Annotated in this window: 18 protein-coding genes; 8 read left to right on the top strand and 10 right to left on the bottom strand. The window is 60.1% G+C overall.

Translation table 11 applies throughout. The annotated features are described in order from the left end of the window. Positions 1 to 4 precede the first annotated feature (4 nt). Positions 5 to 3,901 (bottom strand): phosphoribosylformylglycinamidine synthase, encoded by a 3,897-nt coding sequence (purL, locus tag ACYZT6_RS03105; protein WP_462025679.1) that lies wholly within the window; start codon positions 3,899 to 3,901, stop codon positions 5 to 7. 274 nt (positions 3,902 to 4,175) lie between these two features. On the opposite strand from purL, the gene mltF reads away from it, so the two are divergent. Then, positions 4,176 to 5,636, top strand: a complete 1,461-nt coding sequence (gene mltF, locus ACYZT6_RS03100) for a membrane-bound lytic murein transglycosylase MltF (protein WP_462025678.1) — start codon at positions 4,176 to 4,178, stop codon at positions 5,634 to 5,636. A gap of 129 nt (positions 5,637 to 5,765) precedes the next feature. On the opposite strand, the gene pdxJ is transcribed toward mltF, so the two are convergent. The 8 genes from pdxJ to lptF form a co-directional block, all read right to left on the bottom strand. Then, on the bottom strand, positions 5,766 to 6,512 hold the full coding sequence (pdxJ, locus tag ACYZT6_RS03095; protein ID WP_462025677.1) for a pyridoxine 5'-phosphate synthase: 747 nt from the start codon (positions 6,510 to 6,512) through the stop codon (positions 5,766 to 5,768). 47 nt (positions 6,513 to 6,559) lie between these two features. Further along, positions 6,560 to 7,243: a DNA repair protein RecO gene (recO, locus tag ACYZT6_RS03090; RefSeq protein WP_462025676.1), complete on the bottom strand. Its 684-nt coding sequence runs from the start codon at positions 7,241 to 7,243 to the stop codon at positions 6,560 to 6,562. A 164-nt stretch (positions 7,244 to 7,407) separates the two neighbouring features. Next, positions 7,408 to 8,310 (bottom strand): GTPase Era, encoded by a 903-nt coding sequence (gene era, locus ACYZT6_RS03085; RefSeq protein ID WP_059403406.1) that lies wholly within the window; start codon positions 8,308 to 8,310, stop codon positions 7,408 to 7,410. Continuing rightward, entirely contained in the window at positions 8,303 to 8,992 is a 690-nt protein-coding gene (rnc, locus tag ACYZT6_RS03080; RefSeq protein ID WP_010463056.1) for a ribonuclease III, read from the bottom strand. Before rnc ends, era begins: the two co-directional genes overlap by 8 nt. 184 nt (positions 8,993 to 9,176) lie before the next feature. Beyond that, complete coding sequence (gene lepB / locus ACYZT6_RS03075; protein WP_462025675.1) at positions 9,177 to 10,031, bottom strand: signal peptidase I; 855 nt, start codon at positions 10,029 to 10,031, stop codon at positions 9,177 to 9,179. Positions 10,032 to 10,036: 5 nt separating this feature from the next. Further along, on the bottom strand, positions 10,037 to 11,836 hold the full coding sequence (gene lepA / locus ACYZT6_RS03070) for a translation elongation factor 4 (RefSeq protein ID WP_008151572.1): 1,800 nt from the start codon (positions 11,834 to 11,836) through the stop codon (positions 10,037 to 10,039). 171 nt (positions 11,837 to 12,007) lie between these two features. After that, complete coding sequence (gene lptG, locus ACYZT6_RS03065; protein ID WP_462025674.1) at positions 12,008 to 13,069, bottom strand: LPS export ABC transporter permease LptG; 1,062 nt, start codon at positions 13,067 to 13,069, stop codon at positions 12,008 to 12,010. Further along, the gene (gene lptF, locus ACYZT6_RS03060) at positions 13,062 to 14,180 is read right to left on the bottom strand and encodes an LPS export ABC transporter permease LptF (protein WP_461979742.1); all 1,119 of its coding nucleotides are present in this window, start codon (positions 14,178 to 14,180) and stop codon (positions 13,062 to 13,064) included. Before lptF ends, lptG begins: the two co-directional genes overlap by 8 nt. 307 nt (positions 14,181 to 14,487) lie before the next feature. Here lptF and ACYZT6_RS03055 point away from each other — a divergent pair, with 307 nt between their 5' ends. From ACYZT6_RS03055 to rlmF, 5 genes are all read left to right on the top strand, one after another. Beyond that, entirely contained in the window at positions 14,488 to 15,978 is a 1,491-nt protein-coding gene (locus ACYZT6_RS03055; protein WP_462025673.1) for a leucyl aminopeptidase, read from the top strand. Between the two features lie 60 nt (positions 15,979 to 16,038). Continuing rightward, a complete protein-coding gene (locus tag ACYZT6_RS03050) occupies positions 16,039 to 16,467 on the top strand; it encodes a DNA polymerase III subunit chi (protein WP_131062823.1) in 429 nt (142 codons plus the stop codon). An 8-nt stretch (positions 16,468 to 16,475) separates the two neighbouring features. After that, entirely contained in the window at positions 16,476 to 16,865 is a 390-nt protein-coding gene (locus tag ACYZT6_RS03045) for a DNA polymerase III subunit chi (RefSeq protein WP_462025672.1), read from the top strand. Positions 16,866 to 17,080: 215 nt separating this feature from the next. Then, positions 17,081 to 19,927 (top strand): valine--tRNA ligase, encoded by a 2,847-nt coding sequence (locus ACYZT6_RS03040; RefSeq protein ID WP_462025671.1) that lies wholly within the window; start codon positions 17,081 to 17,083, stop codon positions 19,925 to 19,927. A gap of 257 nt (positions 19,928 to 20,184) precedes the next feature. Continuing rightward, complete coding sequence (rlmF, locus tag ACYZT6_RS03035; protein ID WP_010463074.1) at positions 20,185 to 21,207, top strand: 23S rRNA (adenine(1618)-N(6))-methyltransferase RlmF; 1,023 nt, start codon at positions 20,185 to 20,187, stop codon at positions 21,205 to 21,207. 217 nt (positions 21,208 to 21,424) lie between these two features. On the opposite strand, the gene ACYZT6_RS03030 is transcribed toward rlmF, so the two are convergent. After that, positions 21,425 to 21,706, bottom strand: a complete 282-nt coding sequence (locus ACYZT6_RS03030; protein WP_007905514.1) for an HU family DNA-binding protein — start codon at positions 21,704 to 21,706, stop codon at positions 21,425 to 21,427. Positions 21,707 to 22,101: 395 nt separating this feature from the next. Between ACYZT6_RS03030 and yejK the strand changes: the two genes are divergently transcribed. Further along, positions 22,102 to 23,106, top strand: a complete 1,005-nt coding sequence (gene yejK / locus ACYZT6_RS03025) for a nucleoid-associated protein YejK (protein ID WP_010463075.1) — start codon at positions 22,102 to 22,104, stop codon at positions 23,104 to 23,106. Further along, positions 23,106 to 23,456: a glutaredoxin family protein gene (locus tag ACYZT6_RS03020; RefSeq protein WP_462025670.1), complete on the top strand. Its 351-nt coding sequence runs from the start codon at positions 23,106 to 23,108 to the stop codon at positions 23,454 to 23,456. The genes yejK and ACYZT6_RS03020 overlap by 1 nt, the downstream gene beginning before the upstream one ends. The last annotated feature ends 37 nt before the right edge of the window (positions 23,457 to 23,493 follow it).

The raw sequence follows: 23,493 nt of genomic DNA, 5'->3' as shown, positions 1-23,493 counted from the left end.
GCCCTTAGTTAACCCAGACGCGCGCATTACGGAACATACGCATCCAAGGTGCGTCCTCGCTCCAGTCTTCCGAACGCCACGAGTTCTGCACGGCGCGGAACACGCGTTCCGGGTGCGGCATCATGATCGTTACGCGACCGTCGCGGCTGGTCAAACCGGTGATCCCGCGCGGCGAACCGTTCGGGTTGGCCGGGTAGTTTTCGGTGACCTTGCCGTGGTTGTCGACGAACCGCATTGCCACGCAACCCGACAGATCGGCTTCCAGCAATGCTTCTTCGCTGGCGAACTCGGCATGACCTTCACCGTGAGCGATGGCGATCGGCATGCGCGAACCGGCCATGCCTTGCAGGAAGATCGAGTTCGACTCCTGGACCTGAACCATCGCCACACGCGCTTCGAACTGCTCGGAACGGTTACGCACAAAGTGCGGCCAGAACTCGCTGCCCGGAATCAGCTCGTGCAGGTTGGACATCATCTGGCAACCGTTGCACACGCCGAGGGTGAAGCTGTCGGTACGCTCGAAGAAGCCCTGGAACGCATCGCGAGCACGGCTGTTGAACAGCGCGGACTTGGCCCAGCCTTCACCGGCACCCAGTACGTCGCCGTAGGAGAACCCGCCGCAAGCGACCATGCCCTTGAAGTCGTTCAGGTCGACACGGCCAGCCAGAATGTCGCTCATGTGCACGTCGATCGCGTTGAAACCGGCGCGGTCGAATGCGGCCGCCATTTCCACCTGACCGTTGACGCCCTGCTCACGCAGCACGGCAACCTGTGGGCGGATGCCTTTCTTGATGTAAGGCGCGGCGACGTCCTGGTTGACGTCGAAGCTGAGCTTGACGCTCAGGCCCGGGTTGTCTTCTTCCAGCAGCACGTCGAACTCTTGCTCGGCGCACTCGACGTTGTCACGCAGACGCTGGATCTGGTAGCTGGTTTCAGCCCAGGTGCGTTGCAGCAGACGACGCTGGCCTTCGAACACGGTGTCGCCGTTGAAGGTGATGTTGATCTGGCCGTTGTTCATCGGCTGACCGATCACCGAAACGCAATCGCCCAGACCGGCTGCGCTGAACTGCGCGAGGATGTCTGGCGTGGCGTCCTGACGAACCTGGATCACGGCGCCGAGTTCTTCGTTGAACAGGATCGCGGCGATGTCGGCGGAGGTTTCTGCCAGACCGTCGAGGTTCAGGCTCAGACCGCAGTGACCGGCGAAGGCCATTTCCACCACGCTGGTCAGCAGACCACCGTCGGAACGGTCGTGGTACGCCAGCAGGTGACCGTCGGCGTTGAGGCCCTGGATCACGGCGAAGAAGGCTTTGAGGTCTTCGGCATCATCGACGTCCGGTGCTTGCGAACCGAGCTTGCCGTGAACCTGGGCCAGGATCGAGGCGCCCATACGGTTCTGGCCACGGCCCAGATCGATCAGGATCAGGTCGGTGGTGCCCTTGTTCATACGCAGTTCCGGGGTCAGGGTCTGACGGATGTCAGCCACTGGTGCGAAACCGGTCACGATCAGGGACATCGGCGAGGTGACGGTCTTGTCGACGCCTTCGTCGTTCCAGCGCGTGGCCATGGACATGGAGTCCTTGCCCACCGGAATGGTGATGCCCAGCTCAGGGCACAGCTCCATGCCGACCGCTTTCACGGTGTCGTACAGACGCGCATCTTCACCCGGGTGACCGGCAGCGGACATCCAGTTCGCCGACAGTTTGATGTCGGAGATCTTGTTGATGCGCGAGGCGGCGATGTTGGTCAGGGTTTCGCCGATGGCCATGCGGCCCGACGCCGGAGCGTCCAGCAGTGCCAGCGGAGTGCGCTCGCCCATGGCCATGGCTTCACCGGTGTAGACGTCGAAGCTGGTGGCGGTGACTGCAACGTCGGCCACCGGAACCTGCCACGGGCCGACCATCTGATCACGGGCAACAAGGCCGGTGATGGTGCGGTCGCCGATGGTGATCAGGAAGCTTTTGCTCGCCACGGCCGGGTGATGCAGAACGCGTTCAACGCAATCTGCGATTTCCAGCGTCGAAGGATCGAAATCGTCGCCCAGTTCGTTTTCGCGAACGGCCGAACGGTGCATGCGCGGGGCTTTGCCCAGCAGCACTTCCAGCGGCATGTCCACCGGGCTGTTGCCGAAGTGGCTGTCGGTGACCGTCAGTTGCGGCTCGGCAGTGGCTTCGCCGACCACGGCAAACGGGCAACGCTCGCGCTCGCAGATCGCCTGGAAGCGTTCGAAGTCAGCCGGGCCGACCGCCAGAACGTAGCGTTCCTGGGATTCGTTACTCCAGATTTCGTGCGGGGCCATGCCCGGCTCGTCGTTTGGAATGTTGCGCAGTTCGAAGCGGCCACCACGGTTGCCATCGTTGACCAGTTCCGGGAAGGCGTTGGACAGACCGCCCGCGCCGACGTCGTGGATGAAGCTGATCGGGTTTTTGTCGCCCAACTGCCAGCAACGGTCGATGACTTCCTGGCAGCGACGTTCCATTTCTGGGTTTTCGCGTTGTACCGAAGCGAAGTCCAGGTCTGCCGAGCTGGTGCCGGTGGCCATGGAGGAAGCGGCGCCGCCACCCAAGCCGATCAACATCGCCGGGCCGCCGAGCACGATCAGCTTGGAGCCGACGGTGATCTCGCCTTTCTGTACGTGTTCGGCACGGATGTTACCCATACCGCCGGCCAGCATGATCGGCTTGTGGTAACCGCGAACTTCGTCGCCACGCGGGGTGGTGATCGACTGTTCGAAGGTACGGAAATAACCGGTCAGGGCCGGACGACCGAATTCGTTGTTGAACGCGGCGCCACCCAGTGGGCCTTCGATCATGATGTCCAGCGCGGTGACGATGCGCTCAGGCTTGCCGTACGGCACTTCCCACGGCTGTTCGAAGCCCGGGATCTGCAAGTTCGATACGGTGAAACCGGTCAGGCCAGCCTTTGGCTTGGCGCCACGACCGGTAGCGCCTTCGTCGCGAATCTCGCCACCGGAACCGGTGGATGCGCCCGGGAACGGGGCAATCGCGGTCGGGTGGTTGTGGGTTTCGACTTTCATCAGGATGTGCACCGGCTCCTGCACCGCGCCGTACTGGCGGGTTTCAGGGTCCGGGAAGAAACGGCCGGCGACGTTACCGACGATCACCGAAGCGTTGTCCTTGTAAGCCGACAGCACGCCTTCGCTGTGCATCACGTAGGTGTTCTTGATCATGCCGAACAGGCTTTTTTCCTGGCTCTGACCGTCGATGTCCCAACTGGCGTTGAAGATCTTGTGACGGCAATGCTCGGAGTTCGCCTGGGCGAACATCATCAGTTCGATGTCGTGCGGGTTGCGCTTCAAACCAACGAAGGCGTTGACCAGGTAGTCGATCTCGTCTTCGGCCAGGGCCAGGCCCAGCTCGGTGTTGGCTTTTTCCAGCGCGCCGCGGCCGCCACCCAGCACGTCGATCGCGGTCAGCGGTTTCGGCTCGGCGTGGCTGAACAGGCCGGCGGCTTGTTCGAGGTTGCCCAGTACGATCTGGGTCATGCGGTCGTGCAAGACGTCGGAAATCAGCTGCGCGTCGGCGTCGCTGAACTGGCCGGCCACGTAGAACGCGATGCCGCGCTCCAGGCGCTGGATCTTGCTCAGGCCGCAGTTGCGAGCGATGTCGCTGGCCTTGCTGGACCACGGCGAGATGGTGCCGAAACGTGGCAACACCAGGAACAGACGACCGGTCGGCTCTTGTACCGGAACACTTGGGCCGTACTTCAGAAGGCGCGCGAGCACCTGCTGTTCGTCGCCGGTCAGGACGCCGGTAACTTCAGCGAAGTGGGCGAATTCAGCATACAGGCCGCTGACAGCCGGGACCTTCTGGCTCAGTTGCTCAAGGAGTTTGCTGTGGCGAAAGGCAGAAAGGGCAGGAGCGCCGCGCAGGATCAACATCTTCGGGACAGCCTCGGGAAGGGGTGTGCTTTGAGGCCGTGCATTCTAGCCTAAACCGCCCGCGACATCACCCGAAACGGTGCGCGTGGCCGTACCCGAACGTCGGGCCGGGTATTTGGGCCTTCATCAGCGGTTCGCCGAGGGTTATTTTTTATGTCACAAATTACCGTTTGGGCCCATTCCTGCGGGCTCCAAGCGGGTTTTCCGCTCCCTACCAGACAAGCCCTTCGCTGTCGAGATATGGCGCTCGTGGTCCTTTGCGTATACTGCGCAGATGTTTTCCCCAACGGCTTTGCGTCCGCGGTACGCCAAATGGCTGATCGCAACCGGACTCTTCCTGATGCTCAGTGGCTGTGTTGATAAACCCAACACACTGGAGCGCATAAAGGAGGATGGCGTGCTGCGGGTGGTTACCCGAAACAGCCCCGCCACCTACTTTCAGGATCGCAACGGTGAAACCGGCTTCGAATACGAGCTGGTGAAGCGCTTCGCCGACGATCTGGGGGTGGAACTCAAGATCGAGACCGCCGACAACCTTGACGACCTGTTCAGTCAGGTGGGCAAGCCTAACGGCCCGGTGCTGGCTGCTGCCGGTCTGGTCAGCAGCGAGCAACGCAAACAACAGGTGCGGTTTTCCCACTCCTACCTGGAAGTCACCCCACAGATCATCTACCGCAACGGCCAATCGCGGCCGACCGATGCGGGCGATCTGGTCGGCAAGAAGATCATGGTGCTCAAGGGCAGCACCCACGCCGGGCAACTGGCGGAGCTGAAAAAGAAATTTCCCGGCATTGAATACGAAGAGTCCGACGCGGTTGAAGTCGTCGACCTGCTGCGCATGGTCGATGAAGGTCAGATCGACCTGACCCTGGTCGACTCTAACGAAGTGGCGATGAACCAGGTCTATTTCCCCAACGTGCGGGTCGCCTTCGACCTCGGTGACGCCAGCGACCAGAGCTGGGCCGTGGCCGCCGGTGATGACAACAGCCTGCTTAACGAGATCAATGCCTACCTCGACAAGGTGAAGAAAAACGGCACCCTGCAACGCCTGAAAGACCGTTACTACGGGCACGTCGATGTTCTCGGCTACGTGGGCGCCTATACCTTCGCCCAGCACTTGCAGCAACGGCTGCCCAAATACGAACAGCACTTCAAGGCGTACGCCAAGAAAGAGAAAGTCGATTGGCGCCTGCTGGCGGCCGTCGGTTATCAGGAATCGTTGTGGCAAGCGGCGGTCACGTCGAAGACCGGCGTTCGCGGGCTGATGATGCTGACCCAGAACACGGCGCAGGCCATGGGCGTGTCCAACCGGCTCGACCCCAAGCAAAGCATCATGGGCGGCGCCAAATACCTGGCCTATATGAAGGATCAGCTGGACGAATCGATCCAGGAGCCGGATCGCACCTGGTTTGCCCTGGCGGCCTACAACGTCGGCAGCGGTCATCTGGATGACGCGCGCAAACTGGCGGCGAAAGAAGGACTGAACCCGGACAAGTGGCTGGACGTGAAGAAGATCCTGCCGCGGCTGTCAGAGAAGAAGTGGTACAGCAAGACGCGTTATGGCTACGCCCGGGGCGGCGAGCCGGTGCATTTCGTAGCGAACATCCGTCGTTACTACGACATCCTGACGTGGGTCACGCAGCCGCAGCTTGAAGGCAATCAAGTGGCTGAAGGCAACCTGCATGTGCCGGGGGTCGACAAGACCAAGCCGAATCAGGAAACCCCGCAGCTTTAAATCTGTGTTGCTGTTGAGGACGCCTTCGCGGGCAAGCCTCGCTCCTACAGGTCCGTGTCGAACACACAATTTTGGTTCAACCCGGACCTTGTAGGAGCGAGGCTTGCCCGCGAAGGCAGCGCCTAGGTCTTAAGCCTTCAACGACGCTGCCAGAATCAGCGCTTTCATTTCGGACACAGCCGCCTTGAACCCTACAAACAACGCATGCGCCACCAGCGCATGGCCGATGTTCAATTCGTTGATGCCCTTGATCGCGGCCACCGCTTCAACGTTGTGATAATGCAGACCGTGACCGGCATTGACGATCAATCCTTGAGCCAGGCCAAACGCGACGCCGTCCGCCACACGCTTGAGCTCTTCAGCCACTTCAGTCGGCGTCTCGGCATCGGCATATTGACCGGTGTGCAGTTCGATAGCCGGTGCACCCACACGACGGGACGCTTCGATCTGCCGCTCGTCCGCATCGATGAACAGCGACACTTCGCAGCCAATCTTCGCCAGGCGATCCACAGCAGCCTTGATCCGCGCTTCCTGCCCCGCTACGTCCAGGCCGCCTTCGGTGGTCAGTTCCTGACGGGTTTCCGGAACCAGGCAAATGTGCGCCGGGCGGATGCGTTCGGCGAACAGCATCATTTCTTCGGTGACGCCCATTTCGAAGTTCATGCGGGTTTGCAGCACGTCCTTGAGCAAAAGCACGTCGCGTTCCTGGATGTGTCGGCGGTCTTCGCGCAGGTGCACGGTGATGCCGTCAGCGCCCGCCTCTTCCGCGTCCAGTGCTGCCTTGACCGGATCCGGGTAGCGAGTGCCCCGGGCCTGACGCAGGGTGGCAACGTGGTCGATGTTCACGCCAAGAAGAATGCGATTGCTGGTGGTCACGGAAGCGCTCCTGAATTTAAAGATTCGGCGCACAGCATACGGGGAGACTACGGCTTGCGAAACAGTTCGCGGCTGACGAGGGGACGGCCGCCCAGATGCACGGCCAGCGCCTGACGCATCAAACGTTTGGCAGCGGACAATGCGCCGGGCGCGGTCCAGTCGGCTTCGGCCATGGCCAGCAGTTCGGTGCCGTTGAACAGGCCGGGTTGCAGCAAGTACACCCGCTCCAGGCCGGCGTCCACTTGCAAGCGGTAGAGTCCGTCCGGCGCGATGGGCTCGCCGTGGATGTCGGTGGTCAGGGCGAAACCATAACCGAGGTCGTCGAGCAGGCGCCATTCGAAGGATCGCAGCAACGGTTCCAGTGGACGACCCTCGGCCAGCGCGAGCAATGTCGCGGCGTAGTGATCGAACACGCCAGGGTGCGGGTCTTCGGCGGGCAGCAGACGGATCAGCAGTTCATTGAGGTAGAGGCCACTGAACAGGGCCTCACCGACGAGCCATGTAGAAGTACCCGCACTTTCCATGCGCCCGACATTCTTCAACTCGCCACGCCCGCGAAACTCGACTTCCAGCGGCACGAACGGCCGCGCTAATGTCCCGGCCTTGCCCCGCGCGCTACGCAATACTGCCCGCAGCCGACCTTGCGGCGTGAGGAAGTCCACCAGCGCGCTGCTTTCGCGGTAGGCGCGGCTGTGAAGCACGAAAGCGGGTTGGCCGATGGGCTGGGACATGGAGTTCTCAATGACGGAACGCAGTTTTACAAACAACCCAAAACCAATGTGGGAGCGGGCTTGCCCGCGATGGCGGACTTACATTCAACATCTCTGCTGAATGTTACATCCTCATCGCGGGCAAGCCCGCTCCCACAGGTTCTGCGGTGCAGCGTCGATCGGGTTTACAGATCGCCGTAACCCAGCGAACGCAGAGCGCGCTCATCGTCGGACCAGCCACCTTTCACTTTCACCCAGAGGTTGAGCATGATCTTGGAGTCAAACAGCAGCTCCATATCCTTGCGCGCCTCGGTGCCGATGCGTTTGATCCGCTCGCCCTTGTCGCCAATGATGATCTTCTTCTGCCCGTCACGCTCGACGAGGATCAAGGCATGGATGTGCAGGGTTTTGCCCTGCTGCTTGAACTCTTCGATTTCGACGGTGATCTGGTACGGCAGCTCGGCGCCCATCTGGCGCATGATTTTCTCGCGCACCAGTTCTGCGGCGAGGAAGCGGCTGCTGCGGTCGGTGATCTGGTCTTCCGGGAAGAAGTGATCGTTTTCCGGCAGGTAACCGGCAATCACACGCTCCAGCGCTTCGAGGTTGTGCCCATGCTGGGCCGAGATCGGCATGATCTGCGCGTTCGGCAGCTGTTCCTGCAACCAGCTCAGGTGCGGCATCAGTTCGGCTTTGTCTTCGATGCGATCGGTCTTGTTCAGCGCCACGATCAGCGGGCCGGTCACGTACTGCACACGCTCGAGGACCATCTGGTCTTCGTCGGTCCACTTGGTGCGGTCAACCACGAAGATCACCACGTCGACGTCTTTCAACGCCGCCGAAGCGGTCTTGTTCATGTAGCGGTTCAAGGCCTTTTCGCCGCCCTTGTGCATGCCCGGGGTATCGACGTAGATCGCCTGCACGGCGCCTTCGGTCTTGATGCCCAGCATGTTGTGGCGGGTGGTTTGCGGCTTGCGCGAGGTGATCGCCAGCTTCTGACCCAGGATGTGGTTCAGCAGCGTGGACTTGCCCACGTTGGGACGGCCGACGATGGCAACATAGCCACAGCGAGTTGCAGTTGAATCAGTCATTGCCATTCTCCACACCCAGGGCAATCAGTGCTGCGGCGGCCGCTACCTGTTCGGCAATACGACGACTCACACCCTGACCTCGGCTTTTTTCATTCAGTAAGGTGATTTCACATTCGACGAAGAACGTCCGGCAATGCGGCTCACCCTGGATATCCACCACTTCGTAACGCGGCAGCTCGCAACCACGCGATTGCAGGAACTCCTGCAGGCGGGTTTTTGGATCTTTGTTGGTGTCGACCAGCGTCAGGCCTTCGAACTCACCCGCCAGCCAGGCCAGCACGCGCTCGCGCGCCATGTCCATGCCGGCGTCCAGGTAGATCGCACCGATCAACGCTTCAAGGGCATCGGCCAGAATCGACTCGCGACGGAAGCCGCCGCTTTTCAACTCACCGGAGCCCAGGCGCAGGTACTCGCCCAGATCGAAACCGCGGGCCAGTACGGCCAGCGTCTCACCTTTCACCAGTCGTGCGCGCAAACGCGACAACTGGCCTTCGCGCGCCAGCGGGAAGCGATCGAACAGCGCCTCGCCAGCAACGAAGTTGAGGATGGCATCACCGAGGAATTCCAGGCGTTCGTTGTTGCGCCCGGCAAAACTGCGGTGAGTCAGGGCCAGGACCATCAGTTCCTGATCCTTGAAGGTGTAGCCGAGCTGACGCTCTAGACGACTTAAGGAGACGCTCACGGTTTACCCACGCTGAGTTCGTGGCTGGATTCCACCGCCATGGCCGTGGTGCGGCGCAGGCTTGGGACAATTAACGCTGTGTTCAAAAATAACGTCCTGAATATCATTGGCTTCATGCTTTCGGTGCCGATTGTGTCGACTCCAGAAATGCATTCGGCGCTGTGTTCAACAGCGCCGTGTGTGATTACTTGATCAGGCCAACCCGCGAGAAATTCGGCAGGTGACTGAGTTTGGGTTCCGGCCAGCTCATCCAGACTGCGAAGGCCTTGCCGACGATATTCTTGTCGGGAACCATGCCCAGCAGATCCTTGGGAATGCTCGGATCATCCCAGTAGCGACTGTCATTGGAGTTGTCGCGGTTGTCGCCCATCATGAAGTAGTGCCCGGCAGGCACGGTCCAGGTATGGTCCGGCGATGCGCGATAGCGGCTCATTTCCTTGCGGATAAGGTGCTCGGCCGCGCCGAGTTTTTCCTTGTAGAGCTCTGCGCTGCCCAACGTGCCCGGCTCGGAGCCGACCAGTTGTTCGGCAATCGATTCGCCGTTGACGAACAGACGCTTGTCGGCGGTGTAACGAATCTGGTCACCCGGCAGGCCTACCACACGCTTGATGTAGTTGACGTTCGGATCGCTCGGGTAACGGAACACCATCACATCGCCGCGCTGCGGATCACCGACTTCGATGACTTTCTTGTCGACCACCGGCAGGCGGATCCCGTAAGAAAACTTGCTCACCAGAATGAAGTCGCCGACGTCCAGGGTCGGCTTCATCGAGCCGGAAGGAATCTGGAACGGTTCCACCAGGAACGAACGCAGCACCAGCACGATGAACAACACCGGGAAGAACGACTTGCCGTATTCGACCAGCAGCGGCTCTTTGTTCAGTTTCTCGACGACCACCATGTCAGCCTGGCTGACGCTCCCCTGATAGGAGTTGATGGCAGCCCGGCGCCGAGGCGCCAGGAACAGCAGATCGAGCAACGCCAACAGGCCGCAGACGAACACGGCGATGACCAGCAACAGCGGGAAATTTAGTGACATAGGACCTAACTATCCAACCTGAGCACCGCAAGGAAGGCTTCTTGTGGAATTTCCACGTTGCCGACTTGCTTCATGCGTTTTTTACCGGCCTTCTGCTTTTCAAGCAGCTTCTTCTTACGGCTTACGTCACCGCCGTAACATTTGGCCAATACGTTCTTTCTGAGAGCCTTGACGGAGGTCCGTGCAATGATCTGCCCGCCGATGGCGGCCTGGATCGCGACGTCGAACATCTGGCGCGGAATCAGTTCTTTCATCTTCTCGGTCAACTGGCGACCTTTGTAGTGCGCGTTATCCTTGTGCACGATCAGCGCCAGGGCGTCGACCTTGTCACCGTTGATCAGCACATCCAGTTTCACCAGATTAGCTGATTGATAACGGTCGAAATGGTAATCCAGCGAAGCATAGCCGCGGCTGGTGGACTTCAGACGATCAAAGAAGTCGAGGACCACTTCGTTCATCGGCAAATCGTAGGTCACCTGGACCTGCGTACCGAGGAACAACATGTCGTGCTGCACGCCACGCTTCTCGATGCACAGGGTAATGACGTTGCCCAAGTGCTCTTGCGGCACAAGAATGTTGGCCCGCACGATCGGTTCGCGCATGTCTTCGATCGAGGACAGGTCTGGAAGCTTCGACGGGTTGTCGACGTAAATCGTTTCACCGGTTTTCAGCAACAGCTCGAAAATTACCGTCGGCGCCGTGGTGATCAGGTCCAGGTCGTACTCGCGCTCCAGGCGCTCCTGGATGATTTCCATGTGCAGCATGCCGAGGAACCCGCAACGGAAGCCGAAGCCCAGGGCGTCGGAGCTTTCCGGGGTGTACTGCAGGGACGAATCGTTGAGCGTGAGCTTTTGCAGGGCTTCACGGAAATCTTCGAAGTCGTCGGAGCTGACCGGGAACAGGCCGGCGTAGACCTGCGGCTGAATGCGCTTGAAGCCTGGCAGCACGTCAACGTCTGGTGTGGAGCTCAAGGTCAGGGTGTCACCGACCGGTGCACCGTGAATGTCCTTGATGCCGGCAATGATGAAGCCCACTTCGCCGGCCTTCAGGTCAACGGTGGCGGTGTGTTTCGGGTTGAAGACACCGACGCTGTCCACCAGGTGGATCTTGCCGGTGGATTTGACCAGGATCTTGTCGCCCTTCTTCACACGGCCGTGGCGCACGCGCACCAGGGAAACAACGCCCAGGTAGTTGTCGAACCAGGAATCGATGATCAACGCTTGCAGCGGATCTTCGTAGTTGCCGGTTGGCGCAGGAATGGTCTTGACCAGGCGCTCGAGCACTTCGTCGACGCCCAGGCCAGTCTTGGCGCTGCACTCGACCGCATCGGTGGCATCGATACCGATGATTTTTTCGATTTCTTCTTTGACGCGGTCCGGATCGGCCTGCGGCAGGTCGATCTTGTTCAGGACCGGCATGACTTCCAGGCCCTGTTCGATCGCCGTGTAGCAGTTGGCAACCGATTGCGCCTCAACGCCCTGACCGGCATCGACCACCAGCAACGCACCTTCACAGGCCGCCAGCGACCGGCTGACTTCGTAGGTGAAGTCAACGTGGCCCGGGGTGTCAATGAAGTTCAGCTGATACTTGATGCCATCACGAGCGGTGTAATACAGGGTGACGCTGTGGGCCTTGATGGTGATCCCGCGTTCACGTTCAAGGTCCATGGAGTCCAGCACCTGGGCTTCCATTTCGCGCTCGGCAAGGCCGCCGCACATCTGGATGAAGCGATCGGCCAGCGTCGACTTGCCATGGTCAATGTGGGCGATGATGGAGAAATTGCGGATATGACTCAAATCACTCACGGATCAACACTCAAAAAGGCTGCAGGCATAGCCCGCCGAAAAATAGCCGGGAATTGTACCTGATCCACGGCGCAAGCGTCACGTTCGCAGGTCAGACGGCACCTACAAAAACGCCCCGGTCTTGCGACAGGGGCGTTTTTTATCACCAGCGGGGTCGGGAAAAACCCCTGATCAACCGGCTCGGCGCAACAGCCAGACACCGGCCAAGGCACAGACTCCGGCCGGAACCAGCACCGCAAACAGCGGCGAGAATCCGAACACCAGGCTCGAAGGCCCGAGCAAATCCTGGACGATGCGGAAGGTGAAACCGACCAGCACGCCAGTGAACACCCGCTGACCGAGGGTCACCGAGCGCAACGGGCCAAAGATGAAGGAAATTGCCATCAATACCAGCGCCGCGGTCACTAGCGGCTGCAACACCTTGACCCAAAACGCCAGCCAGTAACGGCCGTTGCTCAGCCCCTGGTCAGCCAGGTAGTGGATGTACCCCCACAGGCCGCTGATCGACAACGTGTCAGGCGACATCACTACCGTGCTCAGCAATTGCGGGCTCAAGGCCACATCCCAACGCTCGTCGGGGGTGGTAACCACTTCGGTGCTCTTTTCATGGAACACCGTGGTGGTGACGTCGCTCAACTGCCAGTGATCCTGATCGAACTTCGCCCGCTTGGCGAAGCTGGACGACAGCATATGACGCTCATTGTCGAAACGATAACGGGTGACGCCGTACAGCAGACCGTTCGGTTGCACAGAGTTGACGTGAATGAACTCATCACCCTGGCGGTGCCACAAACCATGCTTGGCGCTCTGCGCATCGCCGCCACCCTGAGCCAGTGAGCGGTTGGCCTGAGCGGTGACTTCGGTGGCCGGCGCGACGTATTCGCCGATCAGCACACCCACCACCATCAGGACCAGCATAGGTTTCATGACCGCCCAGACGATCCGGCCAACCGAAACACCGGCGGCGCGCATGATGGTCAGCTCGCTGTGGCTGGCCAGGCTGCCGAGGCCTATCAGGCAACCGATCAACGCCGCCATCGGCAACATGTCGTAAAGACGACGTGGCGCGGTCAACAAGACATAACTCAACACGTCAACCAGGGTGTAGGTATCGCTGGCATCCCCCATCTCGTCGATGAACGCAAACAGTGTGGCCAGACCGAGAATGATCCCCAGTACCGCCAGGATTGCGACGAATACGCTGCTACCGATGTAGCGATCCAGCTTAACCACGGGCCACCTCCAGTGCAGCGCGGCGACTCGCCATCTTCAAGCGCAACGGCTCCCAATAGAGCAAGCCCAGGCCAATGGCCAGGAAAATCGCGTGCACCCACCACAACCCCAGCGCCGGCGGGATCTTGCCTTTTTCGAGGGCGCCGCGGGCGGCAATCAGGATGGACAGGTAAGCCATATATAGAAGAATCGCCGGCAGCAGCTTGAGGAAACGGCCCTGGCGTGGATTGACCCGCGACAGCGGCACCGCCATCAGGGTCACGATGAACACCAGCAACGGCAGGGACAGGCGCCATTGCAGCTCAGTACGCGAGCGGATGTCATCGCTGCCGATCAAGGAACGGGTGGTCATTGCATCGCGGTCGGTGACTTCGTCGCTGACATCCGGCTTGGGCAGCAATACGCCGTATTCCTCGTATTTGATTGCCCGGTAGTCGGCCTGCCCCGGGTTACCGTCGTAGCGATAGCCGTTGTCGAGAATCAGGTAGCGATTGCCGTCAGGGCGAATTTCCTGACGGCCCTTCTCGGCCACCAGCACGGAAATCCCGCGATCCTTCTTGTCGGAGCTGATGTTTTTTTGCGAAATGAACACACCGCCCAGATTGATGCGGTCATCCGACAGCTGCTCGGTGTAGGTCACCCGGGTCCCGTCACGCAGGGCCTGGAAACGACCCGGCTCCAGGGTATCGAACTCGGTCAGCGCATCCTGCTTGTTCAGCAGCAGCTGGAACTGATTGGCACCTTGTGGCGCCAGGCTCAGACTCAACCAGGCCACAACCAGCGCCACTAGCGTGGCCGGAAACAGCGTCATGGCAAGCAGACGCTGCTGGCTCATGCCGGTGGCCGACAACACGGTCATTTCGCTCTCGAGGTACAGGCGACCGTAGGCCAGCAGGATCCCGAGAAACAGGCCCAGCGGCAGGATCAGCTGCAGAAAGCCCGGCAGACGAAAGCCCATGATCAGGAACAGGGAGCCCGGATCCAGCAGGCCCGAGGCCGCCTGGGCGAGGTATTTGATGAAGCGACCGCTCATGATGATGACCAGCAGCACGGCGCTGACGGCGCTCAAGGTCAACAGGACTTCGCGGGACAGATAACGGAAGACAATCAAACCAGACACTCCAGGGTTGTCAGGCTAAGGCGGCCAAACAAGCAAACGTATCAGACAGCCCGCAGGGCAGAGCCGCCGAAAAAGTTGGCGCATTATCCTGTGATTGGGTGCGCCTGTCACTGCGCATGCTCAAGCAGGCGGGTAATGCGTTGAAGATCGTACAACCGAGGGTTGTCAGGCGCAGTGAGCGAGGTTCAAACTGCGGCCTTTGTCGCGGGCCGTGACCTGCGTCTTTCTATTTATAAGCAAGCGTCTGTGCGCCGCCGTTTTGCCCGCGCACGTTGACCATTAATTCAGGGACCCGGACATGGAACTGGTTGTAAAAAGCGTTAGCCCAGAAACGTTGAAGACCGCCACTCTGGTGGTCGCCGTCGGCGAAGGCCGCAAGCTCGGTGCCGTGGCAAAACAACTCGACGAACTCAGTGGCGGCGCCATCAGCGCGGTACTCAAGCGCGGCGACCTGGCCGGCAAAGTAGGCCAGAGCCTGCTGCTGCACAGCCTGCCTAACCTAAAGGCCGAACGCGTTCTGCTGGTCGGCGTGGGCAAGGACGAAGAGCTGGGCGACCGCCCGTTCCGTAAAATCATCGCTGGTGTCCTCAACACCCTTAAAGGCCTGGGCGGCACCGACGCCGTGCTGGCGCTGGACGAAATCGTGGTCAAAGGCCGCGACAGCTACGGCAAGACCCGCCTGCTGGCCGAAACCCTGGTGGACGGCGAATACACCTTCGATCAGTTCAAGAGCCAGAAAGCCGAACCGCGCGCCCTGAAGAAAATCACCCTGGTGACCATCAAGGCTGCACAGGCCGAAGTCGAGCGCGCCGTGGCCCACGCCACTGCGATTGCCAACGGCATGGCGTTCACCCGTAACCTGGGCAACCTGCCGCCGAACATCTGCCACCCGACATTCCTCGGCGAACAAGCCAAGAACCTGGGTAAAGAATTCAAGAGCCTGAAAGTCGAAGTCCTTGACGAGAAGAAGATCAAGGACCTGGGCATGGGCTCGTTCTACGCCGTGGGCCAGGGCAGCGCCCAGCCACCGCGCCTGATCGTCATGCAATACAACGGCGGCAAGAAATCCGAGAAGCCGTACGCACTGGTCGGCAAAGGCATCACCTTTGACACCGGCGGCATCAGCCTGAAACCGGGCGCCGGCATGGATGAAATGAAGTACGACATGGGCGGCGCTGCCAGCGTGTTCGGCACCCTGCGTGCCGTGCTCGAGCTGAAACTGCCGATCAACCTGGTGTGCATTCTGGCCTGTGCCGAGAACATGCCGAGCGGCAATGCTTCGCGCCCAGGCGACATCGTCACCACCATGAGCGGCCAGACTGTTGAAATCCTCAATACCGACGCCGAAGGCCGTCTGGTGCTGTGCGATGCCCTGACCTACTCCGAGCGCTTCAAGCCGCAAGCCGTGATCGACATCGCAACCCTGACCGGCGCTTGCGTCGTTGCCCTGGGTTCCCACACTTCCGGCCTGCTGGGCAACAACGACGAGCTGATCGGTCAACTGCTGAGCGCCGGCAAGGCTGCCGACGACCGCGCCTGGCAACTGCCGCTGTTCGATGAGTATCAAGAGCAGCTGGACAGCCCGTTCGCCGACATCGCCAACATTGGCGGCCCGAAAGCCGGCACCATCACCGCCGCCTGCTTCCTGTCGCGCTTCACCAAGAACCTGAATTGGGCGCACCTGGACATCGCCGGCACCGCATGGACCAGCGGCGGCAAGGACAAGGGCGCCACTGGCCGTCCGGTTCCGTTGCTGACCCAATACCTGCTGGACCGCGCCAAAGCCTGAAACCGATGACCTCGGACGGCGTCACTCTCGGGTGACGCCGTCCTTGGCTCAGGAACCGCAATGACCAAAGTCGACTTCTATATCCTGCCCAGCGCCGATCCTTCGGCACGGCTGGATTTCGCCTGCAAACTCACCGAAAAAGCCTGGCGCATGGGCCACCGCATTTACCTGCATTGCAGCGATGCCGCCCAACGCGAGGATCTCGATGCACGTTTATGGGCCTTCAAGGGTGAAAGCTTCGTGCCTCACGGGCCTGCCGAAAGCGAACCCGAGGGTCTGATTGTGCTGGGGCTGGGCGATGACTGCGGTCCGCATCAGGATCTGCTGGTCAATCTCGACCTGAAAGTGCCGGTATTCGCCAAACAGTTCGCTCGGGTGGCGGAAGTGGTGGTGGAAGATCCGACGATCCGTGCGGCCGCGCGGGAGAGTTTCCGTTTCTATCGCGAACAGGGCTATCCTCTGCAAGATCACCGTTTACAGCGACTTTGAGCATTCCGATGGACACTCCAAAACCGCAACAGAAGTCCGCGCACCTGCTGGATGACCTCGAGTCGATCCGCCAACTGCTCGGCGATGACAACCTGCAACCGCCGCTGCTGACCGACACGGTCAATGACGGTGATCAGGAACAGATTCCGATGTTGTTCGATTCCGTCAGCGGCGCGCCGCAGACCGTCGAACCGACACCGCCCGCCCCAGCCGCGCAACAACCGGCACCGGCGGCCAGCAAAGGTCCTGACGCTTTGCTGCACCTGGACGGCGAACTGCGCGCTGCTGCGATGTTGATCATGCAAGACGTTATCGATGATTTTGCACCGCACATCGAAACCGAGATCAAGCGCCGGCTGGATGCGCGGATGGAGCGGTTGCTCAGCCAGTACGAATAACACCACTCTCCTGTGGGAGCGAGCCTGCTCGCGATAGCATCACCTCGATTTCCTGACAGACCGCGGTGCCTGCATCGCGAGCAGGCTCGCTCCCACATTAGATCTATGGTGTTGCTGGTGGTCAGGTTCATCCCGCGATCAACTCGCCCTCTGCCCCATGCCCCGCTATACTTGCCGGCTTTTCCTGAATAAATGCCAATAGGGTCCCGCCGCGCATGGATAAGACCTACCAGCCGCACGCCATTGAAACTTCCTGGTACAACACCTGGGAGTCAGAGAATTACTTCGCCCCGCAAGGCGCGGGCGAGTCCTACACCATCATGATCCCGCCGCCGAACGTCACCGGCAGCTTGCACATGGGTCACGGCTTCAACAACGCGATCATGGACGCCCTGATCCGTTTCCGCCGCATGCAGGGTCGCAACACCCTGTGGCAGCCGGGTACCGACCACGCCGGTATCGCCACGCAAATGCTGGTGGAACGCCAACTCGAAGCTCAAGGCCAGAATCGCCACGACCTGGGCCGCGAAAAATTCCTCGAGAAAGTCTGGGAGTGGAAGGATCAGTCCGGCGGCAACATCAGCCGTCAGATCCGCCGCCTCGGCTCGTCCGTCGACTGGAGCCGCGAGCGCTTCACCATGGACGACGGTCTCTCGGAAGCGGTTAAAGAAGCTTTCGTTCGTTTGCACGAAGACGGCCTGATCTACCGCGGCAAGCGCCTGGTCAACTGGGACACCAAGTTGCACACGGCGATTTCCGACCTCGAAGTGGAAAACCACGACGAGAAAGGTTTCCTGTGGAACCTGAAGTACCCGCTGGCCGACGGCGTCAAGACCGCTGAAGGTAACGACTTCCTGATCGTCGCGACCACTCGCCCGGAAACCATGCTCGGCGACGCCGCCGTCGCTGTGAACCCGAACGATGAACGCTACAAAGCCCTGATCGGCAAATTTGTAGAGCTGCCGCTGGTCGGCCGCCGCATCCCGATCATTGCCGACGATTACTGCGATCCTGAATTCGGCACCGGTTGCGTGAAAATCACCCCGGCCCACGATTTCAACGACTACGAAGTCGGCAAGCGCCACAACCTGCCGCTGCTGAACATCTTCGACAAGAACGCTGCCGTCCTGCCGGCCTGTCAGGTGTTTAACCTCGACGGCACGCTGAACGAAAGCATCGACGGCAAGATCCCGGCCGAATACGCCGGTCTGGACCGTTTCGAAGCGCGCAAGCAGATCGTCGCTGCGTTCGATGCAGCCGGCCTGCTGGTCAGCATCAACGATCACGCCCTGAAAGTGCCGAAAGGCGACCGTTCCGGCACGATCATCGAGCCATGGCTGACCGACCAGTGGTACGTGTCGACCAAGCCACTGGCCGAGCCTGCGATTGCTGCCGTTGAAGACGGTCGTATCCAGTTCGTGCCTAAACAGTACGAAAACATGTACTTCTCGTGGATGCGCGACATCCAGGATTGGTGCATCAGCCGTCAGTTGTGGTGGGGCCACCGGATTCCGGCCTGGTACGACGAATCTGGCAAAGTCTATGTCGGTCGCGACGAAGCTGAAGTACGTGCCAAGCACAACCTTGGCCCGGACGTTGCGCTGCAACAGGACAACGACGTTCTCGACACCTGGTTCAGTTCGGGACTGTGGACCTTCTCCACCCTGGGCTGGCCTGAGCAGACCGAGTTCCTGAAGAAATTCCACTCCACCGACGTGCTGGTCACCGGTTTCGACATCATTTTCTTCTGGGTCGCCCGGATGATCATGATGACCATGCACCTGATGAAGAACGAGGACGGCACGCCGCAGGTTCCATTCAAGACCGTGTACGTGCACGGCCTGGTGCGTGATGGCCAGGGCCAGAAGATGTCCAAGTCCAAGGGCAACGTCCTGGACCCGCTGGACATCATCGACGGTATCGAGCTCGAAGAACTGGTGCAGAAACGCACCTCCGGCCTGATGCAGCCGAAACTGGCGAAAAAGATCGAGAAGCAGACCCGCGACGAGTTCGCTGAAGGCATCGCCAGCTACGGCACCGACGCCCTGCGCTTCACCTTCTGCTCGCTGGCGTCCACCGGTCGTGACATCAAGTTCGACATGGGGCGCGTCGAAGGCTATCGCAACTTCTGCAACAAGATCTGGAACGCCGCGCGTTATGTTCTGGACAAGGGCGAAGACTGCGGCCAGAACGGCGAGGCTTACGAGCTTTCACTGGCGGATCGCTGGATCATCTCGCAGCTGCAACGCACCGAAGCCGAAGTGACTCGTCAACTTGACCAATTCCGTTTCGACCTGGCCGCACAAGCCTTGTACGAGTTCATCTGGAACCAGTATTGCGACTGGTACCTGGAACTCTCCAAGCCTGTGCTGTGGGACGAAAACGCCCCGGTCGAGCGTCAGCGTGGCACCCGCCGCACCCTGGTTCGGGTGCTGGAAGTTGCCCTGCGTCTGGCGCACCCGTTCATGCCGTTCATCACCGAAGAAATCTGGCAGCGCATCGCGCCGCTGGCTGGTATCGAAGGCAAGACGATCATGCTGCAACCTTGGCCGGTGGCCAATGAAGAGCGCATCGATCCGGCGGCCGAGAACGACATCGAATGGCTCAAGGAACTGATGCTCGGCACGCGCAACATCCGTGGCGAAATGAACATCGGTCCGGGCAAGCCGCTGAACCTGTTCCTGAAGAACGTCAGCGTCGAAGATCAGCGTCGTCTCACCGAGAACGAAGCCCTGCTGAAGAAGCTGGCTCGCCTCGAATCGATCACTGTGTTGGCTGCCGGCGAAGAAGCACCGCTGTCCGCCACCGCATTGGTCGGCGAAATGGAAGTGCTGGTGCCGATGGCCGGCCTGATCGACAAGGACGCCGAACTGGCGCGCCTGGACAAGGAAATCCTGCGTCTGCAGGGCGAAGTTCAGCGGGTTGGCGGCAAGCTGTCGAACGCCGGTTTCGTCGACAAGGCCCCTGCCGAAGTCATCGAGAAGGAACGCGCCAAACTGGCTGAAGCTGAACAGGCTTTGGGCAAGCTGGCCGAGCAGCATGCGCGGATTGCCAGCCTGTAACGGCAAATCGCAATGAAAGAGGGAGGCCCATGTGGCCTCCCTTTTTTTTCCAAATTTTCCGGAACACCGATAATCCTGTGGGAGCGGGCTTGCCCGCGATGAGGCTATAAAATCCAACATCAATGTGCCTGATAGATCGCCATCGCGGGCAAGCCCGCTCCCACAGGGATTCGTGCTTATCTTCACAATTGGGTTCACAAGGCCGGGATGTGGGACAATACCCGCCACTTTCAGCCATACCCGAATCGACCACGCCCATGAACGCCCCCCGCACACCAAGACCTGCGCGCAAGAAGCCTGACACCGCGACCCCGGCCAAAGCCGTTGAGCCGCGTGAAAAGGCCAGCCTGCACCCGCGCAATCGCCACCAGGGTCGCTACGACTTCCCGGCGCTGATCAAAACCACGCCGGAACTGGCGAAGTTCGTGATCATCAACCCGTACGGCAAGGAAAGCATCGACTTCGCCAGCCCCGATGCGGTGCGTGTGTTCAACCGGGCGCTGCTCAAATCGTTTTATGGCATCGCCCATTGGGACATCCCGGCCGATTACCTCTGCCCACCGGTTCCGGGGCGTGCCGACTACGTGCACTTCCTCGCCGACCTGCTGGCCAGCGTCAACGATGGAGAAATCCCGCGCGGCGCGCCGGTCAAGGTGCTCGATATCGGCATGGGCGCCAACTGCGTCTATCCATTGATTGGCTACAGCGACTACCGCTGGCACTTCCTCGGCTCGGAAATCGATCCGACGGCTGTGGCCGCGGCCAAAGCCATCGTGCAATCCAACGGGCTGAACAAGGCCATCCAATTGCGCCAGCAAAGCAATCCCAAGCACATCCTGCTGGGTCTGCTTGAACCCGGCGAACGCTTTGACCTGACCATGTGCAACCCGCCGTTCCACGCCTCGATGGATGAGGCGACCAAGGGCAGCGAGCGTAAATGGCGCGCCCTGGGTCGCGCCGACCCGAAGCGCAAGCTGCCGGTACTGAACTTCGGCGGTCAATCGGCCGAATTGTGGTGTGAAGGTGGCGAAGCACGCTTTGTGACGCAGTTGATCGCCGAGAGTGCGCATTTCCAGCACAAAGTGCTGTGGTTCAGCACGCTGGTTTCGAAGGCGTCAAACCTGCCTTCGATCCAGACGGCGCTGAAAAAGGCCGGCGTACTGGAAAGCCAGGTTGTGGAAATGTCCCAGGGGCAGAAGCAAAGCCGCTTCGTTGCGTGGACCTTCCAGACCAAGTCCGAACAGCAGGTGTGGCGCGAGCGTTGGGCTCGCAAGAGCTGAATAACGGCTGACAAACCCACGCTCCCCTGAGCGATGAAAATCCTTGTGGGAGCGGGCTTGCCCGCGATGGCGGCGTTTCCGTAGCCTGATTTGTCGCCTGATACAACGTCATCGCGGGCAAGCCCGCTCCCACAGGAATATGCGGTGGCTCGAAGAATTTATGGCACAAAAAAGCCGTGCCCGGATTGCTCCGGAGCACGGCTTTTTTTACAGCGTCTTACTTGTTAACAGCGTCGGTCAGGCCTTTGGCCACAACCAGCTTGATAACTTTCTTGGCAGCGATTTCGATGGCAGCGCCAGTCGAAGGGTTGCGGCCGGTACGGGCTGGACGCTCGGTCACTTTCAGTTTGCCGATACCTGGCAGAGTGATTTCGCCGCCGTTTTCCAGCTGATCGGCAACGATTTGGCCCAGTTGGTCCAGAGCGTTACGCGCGGTGGTTTTTGGCGCGTCGATAGCTTCAGCGATGTCGGCGATCAGTTGGTCTTTAGTAAGAGCCATGTAGTGTTCCTTCCCTATCAAATTCATATGGATTGCAGAGTGCAGTGTCAGCCATCGAGCCCGATCTTCTGGATCTGGCACCCTCGGCCAATAACCACGGGATCGGGGTTATAGATACCGAAATCAGGGTTTGGTTCGACCTGACAAATGCTGAATGCACGCTTAACGCAGTGACTTCGCGTAAGACGGGGCAAAACTAGCACAGAGACGGGGAAATATCCGCCTCTAGCTACCCATTTGGTCAGCTTTATTGCTCTAAAACGGCAAAAAACTGCATAAGGGCCGCCGGACGGCTGTGAATTACCCTGCGAGCCGCGCCAAAACCAGTGGTTGCGGTACACTTGGCACTTTTTTGGGGGAGTACGCCCTCCTCTCTTCAATCAGCCGAGAAGCCCATGCCGATCCGTCATTGCATCGTCCACCTGATCGACAAAAAACCCGACGGCACACCTGCAGTTCTCCACGCCCGCGACTCTGAACTGGCCGAGTCGAGCGCCATCGAGAACATGCTTGCCGACCTCAACGAGAGCTATAACGCCAAACAAGGCAAGGCCTGGGGATTCTTCCATGCCGAGTCCGGCGCGCATCCGTTCAGCGGCTGGCTGAAGGAATACCTCGAGGGCGGCAAGGATTTCACGGCGTTCAGCCGGGTGGCGGTGGAACACCTGCAAAAACTGATGGAAGAGTCGAACCTCTCTGTGGGCGGCCACGTGCTGTTCGCGCATTACCAGCAGGGCATGACCGATTACCTGGCGATCGCGCTGCTGCACCACAGTGAAGGCGTTGCAGTGACCGATCAGCTGGACGTGACGCCGTCCCGGCACCTGGATTTGGGCCAGTTGCACCTGGCGGCACGGATCAATGTGTCCGAGTGGCAGAACAACAAGCAGTCCAAGCAGTACATTTCGTTCATCAAAGGCAAGAACGGGAAAAAGGTTTCGGAGTATTTCCGCGACTTCATCGGTTGCCAGGAAGGCGTCGACGGCCCCGGCGAAACCCGCACCTTGCTCAAGGCCTTCAGTGATTTCGTTGAAAGCGAAGATTTGCCGGAAGAGTCCGCCCGCGAGAAAACCAAAACATTGGTGGATTACGCCAGCAGCCAGGCCAAGCTCGGCGAGCCGATGGGTCTGGAAGAACTCTCGGAACTGATCGATGAAGAACGCCCGAAAGCCTTCTACGATCACATCCGCAACAAGGATTACGGCCTGTCGCCGGAGATCCCGGCGGATAAACGCACCTTGAACCAGTTCCGTCGCTTCACCGGTCGCGCCGAAGGCCTGTCCATCAGCTTCGAAGCGCACTTGCTGGGCTCGAAGATCGAATACGACGAAGAAGCCGGCACGCTGATCATCAAGGGCCTGCCCACGCAGCTGACCGATCAGCTCAAGCGACGCAACTGATGCTCAACGGCCTGCTGAAAAAATGCCTGCTGATCCTGCTGGTGGTCGTGGTTTACCAGAACTGGGGCAAGATCGAGCGGGTATTCAATCCCTCGCAAGTGGTGTCCGAGCAGACCCAGGCCAAGGCCAACGTCGTGCTCTACGCCACCGAGTGGTGTGGCTACTGCAAACTGACGCGGCGCTTTCTTGACCAGAAAGGTATTCCGTTCAAGGAATTCGATATCGAGAAAGACGCCGAGGCGCGCAAGGCCTACGAGGCGTTGGGCGGCGGCGGGATTCCGATTATCGATGTAAACGGGACGTTGATTCGCGGGCATGACCCCGACGCGATCCTTGCAGCACTGAAATAAATACAAAACCCGTAGGAGCGAGGCTTGCCCGCGAAGA

This window comes from Pseudomonas sp. RT6P73 (assembly GCF_054897715.1).
This window is presented reverse-complemented; position numbering and strand designations above follow the sequence as displayed.

What these genes read in the sequence shown, in the direction of transcription:
- purL (WP_462025679.1), bottom strand. Translation starts at nt 3,901, where the DNA reads ATGTTGATCCTGCGCGGCGCTCCTGCCCTTTCTGCCTTTCGCCACAGC.
- mltF (WP_462025678.1), top strand. Translation starts at nt 4,176, where the DNA reads ATGTTTTCCCCAACGGCTTTGCGTCCGCGGTACGCCAAATGGCTGATC.
- recO (WP_462025676.1), bottom strand. Translation starts at nt 7,243, where the DNA reads ATGTCCCAGCCCATCGGCCAACCCGCTTTCGTGCTTCACAGCCGCGCC.
- era (WP_059403406.1), bottom strand. Translation starts at nt 8,310, where the DNA reads ATGACTGATTCAACTGCAACTCGCTGTGGCTATGTTGCCATCGTCGGC.
- lepB (WP_462025675.1), bottom strand. Translation starts at nt 10,031, where the DNA reads ATGTCACTAAATTTCCCGCTGTTGCTGGTCATCGCCGTGTTCGTCTGC.
- ACYZT6_RS03055 (WP_462025673.1), top strand. Translation starts at nt 14,488, where the DNA reads ATGGAACTGGTTGTAAAAAGCGTTAGCCCAGAAACGTTGAAGACCGCC.
- ACYZT6_RS03050 (WP_131062823.1), top strand. Translation starts at nt 16,039, where the DNA reads ATGACCAAAGTCGACTTCTATATCCTGCCCAGCGCCGATCCTTCGGCA.
- ACYZT6_RS03045 (WP_462025672.1), top strand. Translation starts at nt 16,476, where the DNA reads ATGGACACTCCAAAACCGCAACAGAAGTCCGCGCACCTGCTGGATGAC.
- ACYZT6_RS03040 (WP_462025671.1), top strand. Translation starts at nt 17,081, where the DNA reads ATGGATAAGACCTACCAGCCGCACGCCATTGAAACTTCCTGGTACAAC.
- rlmF (WP_010463074.1), top strand. Translation starts at nt 20,185, where the DNA reads ATGAACGCCCCCCGCACACCAAGACCTGCGCGCAAGAAGCCTGACACC.
- ACYZT6_RS03030 (WP_007905514.1), bottom strand. Translation starts at nt 21,706, where the DNA reads ATGGCTCTTACTAAAGACCAACTGATCGCCGACATCGCTGAAGCTATC.
- yejK (WP_010463075.1), top strand. Translation starts at nt 22,102, where the DNA reads ATGCCGATCCGTCATTGCATCGTCCACCTGATCGACAAAAAACCCGAC.
- ACYZT6_RS03020 (WP_462025670.1), top strand. Translation starts at nt 23,106, where the DNA reads ATGCTCAACGGCCTGCTGAAAAAATGCCTGCTGATCCTGCTGGTGGTC.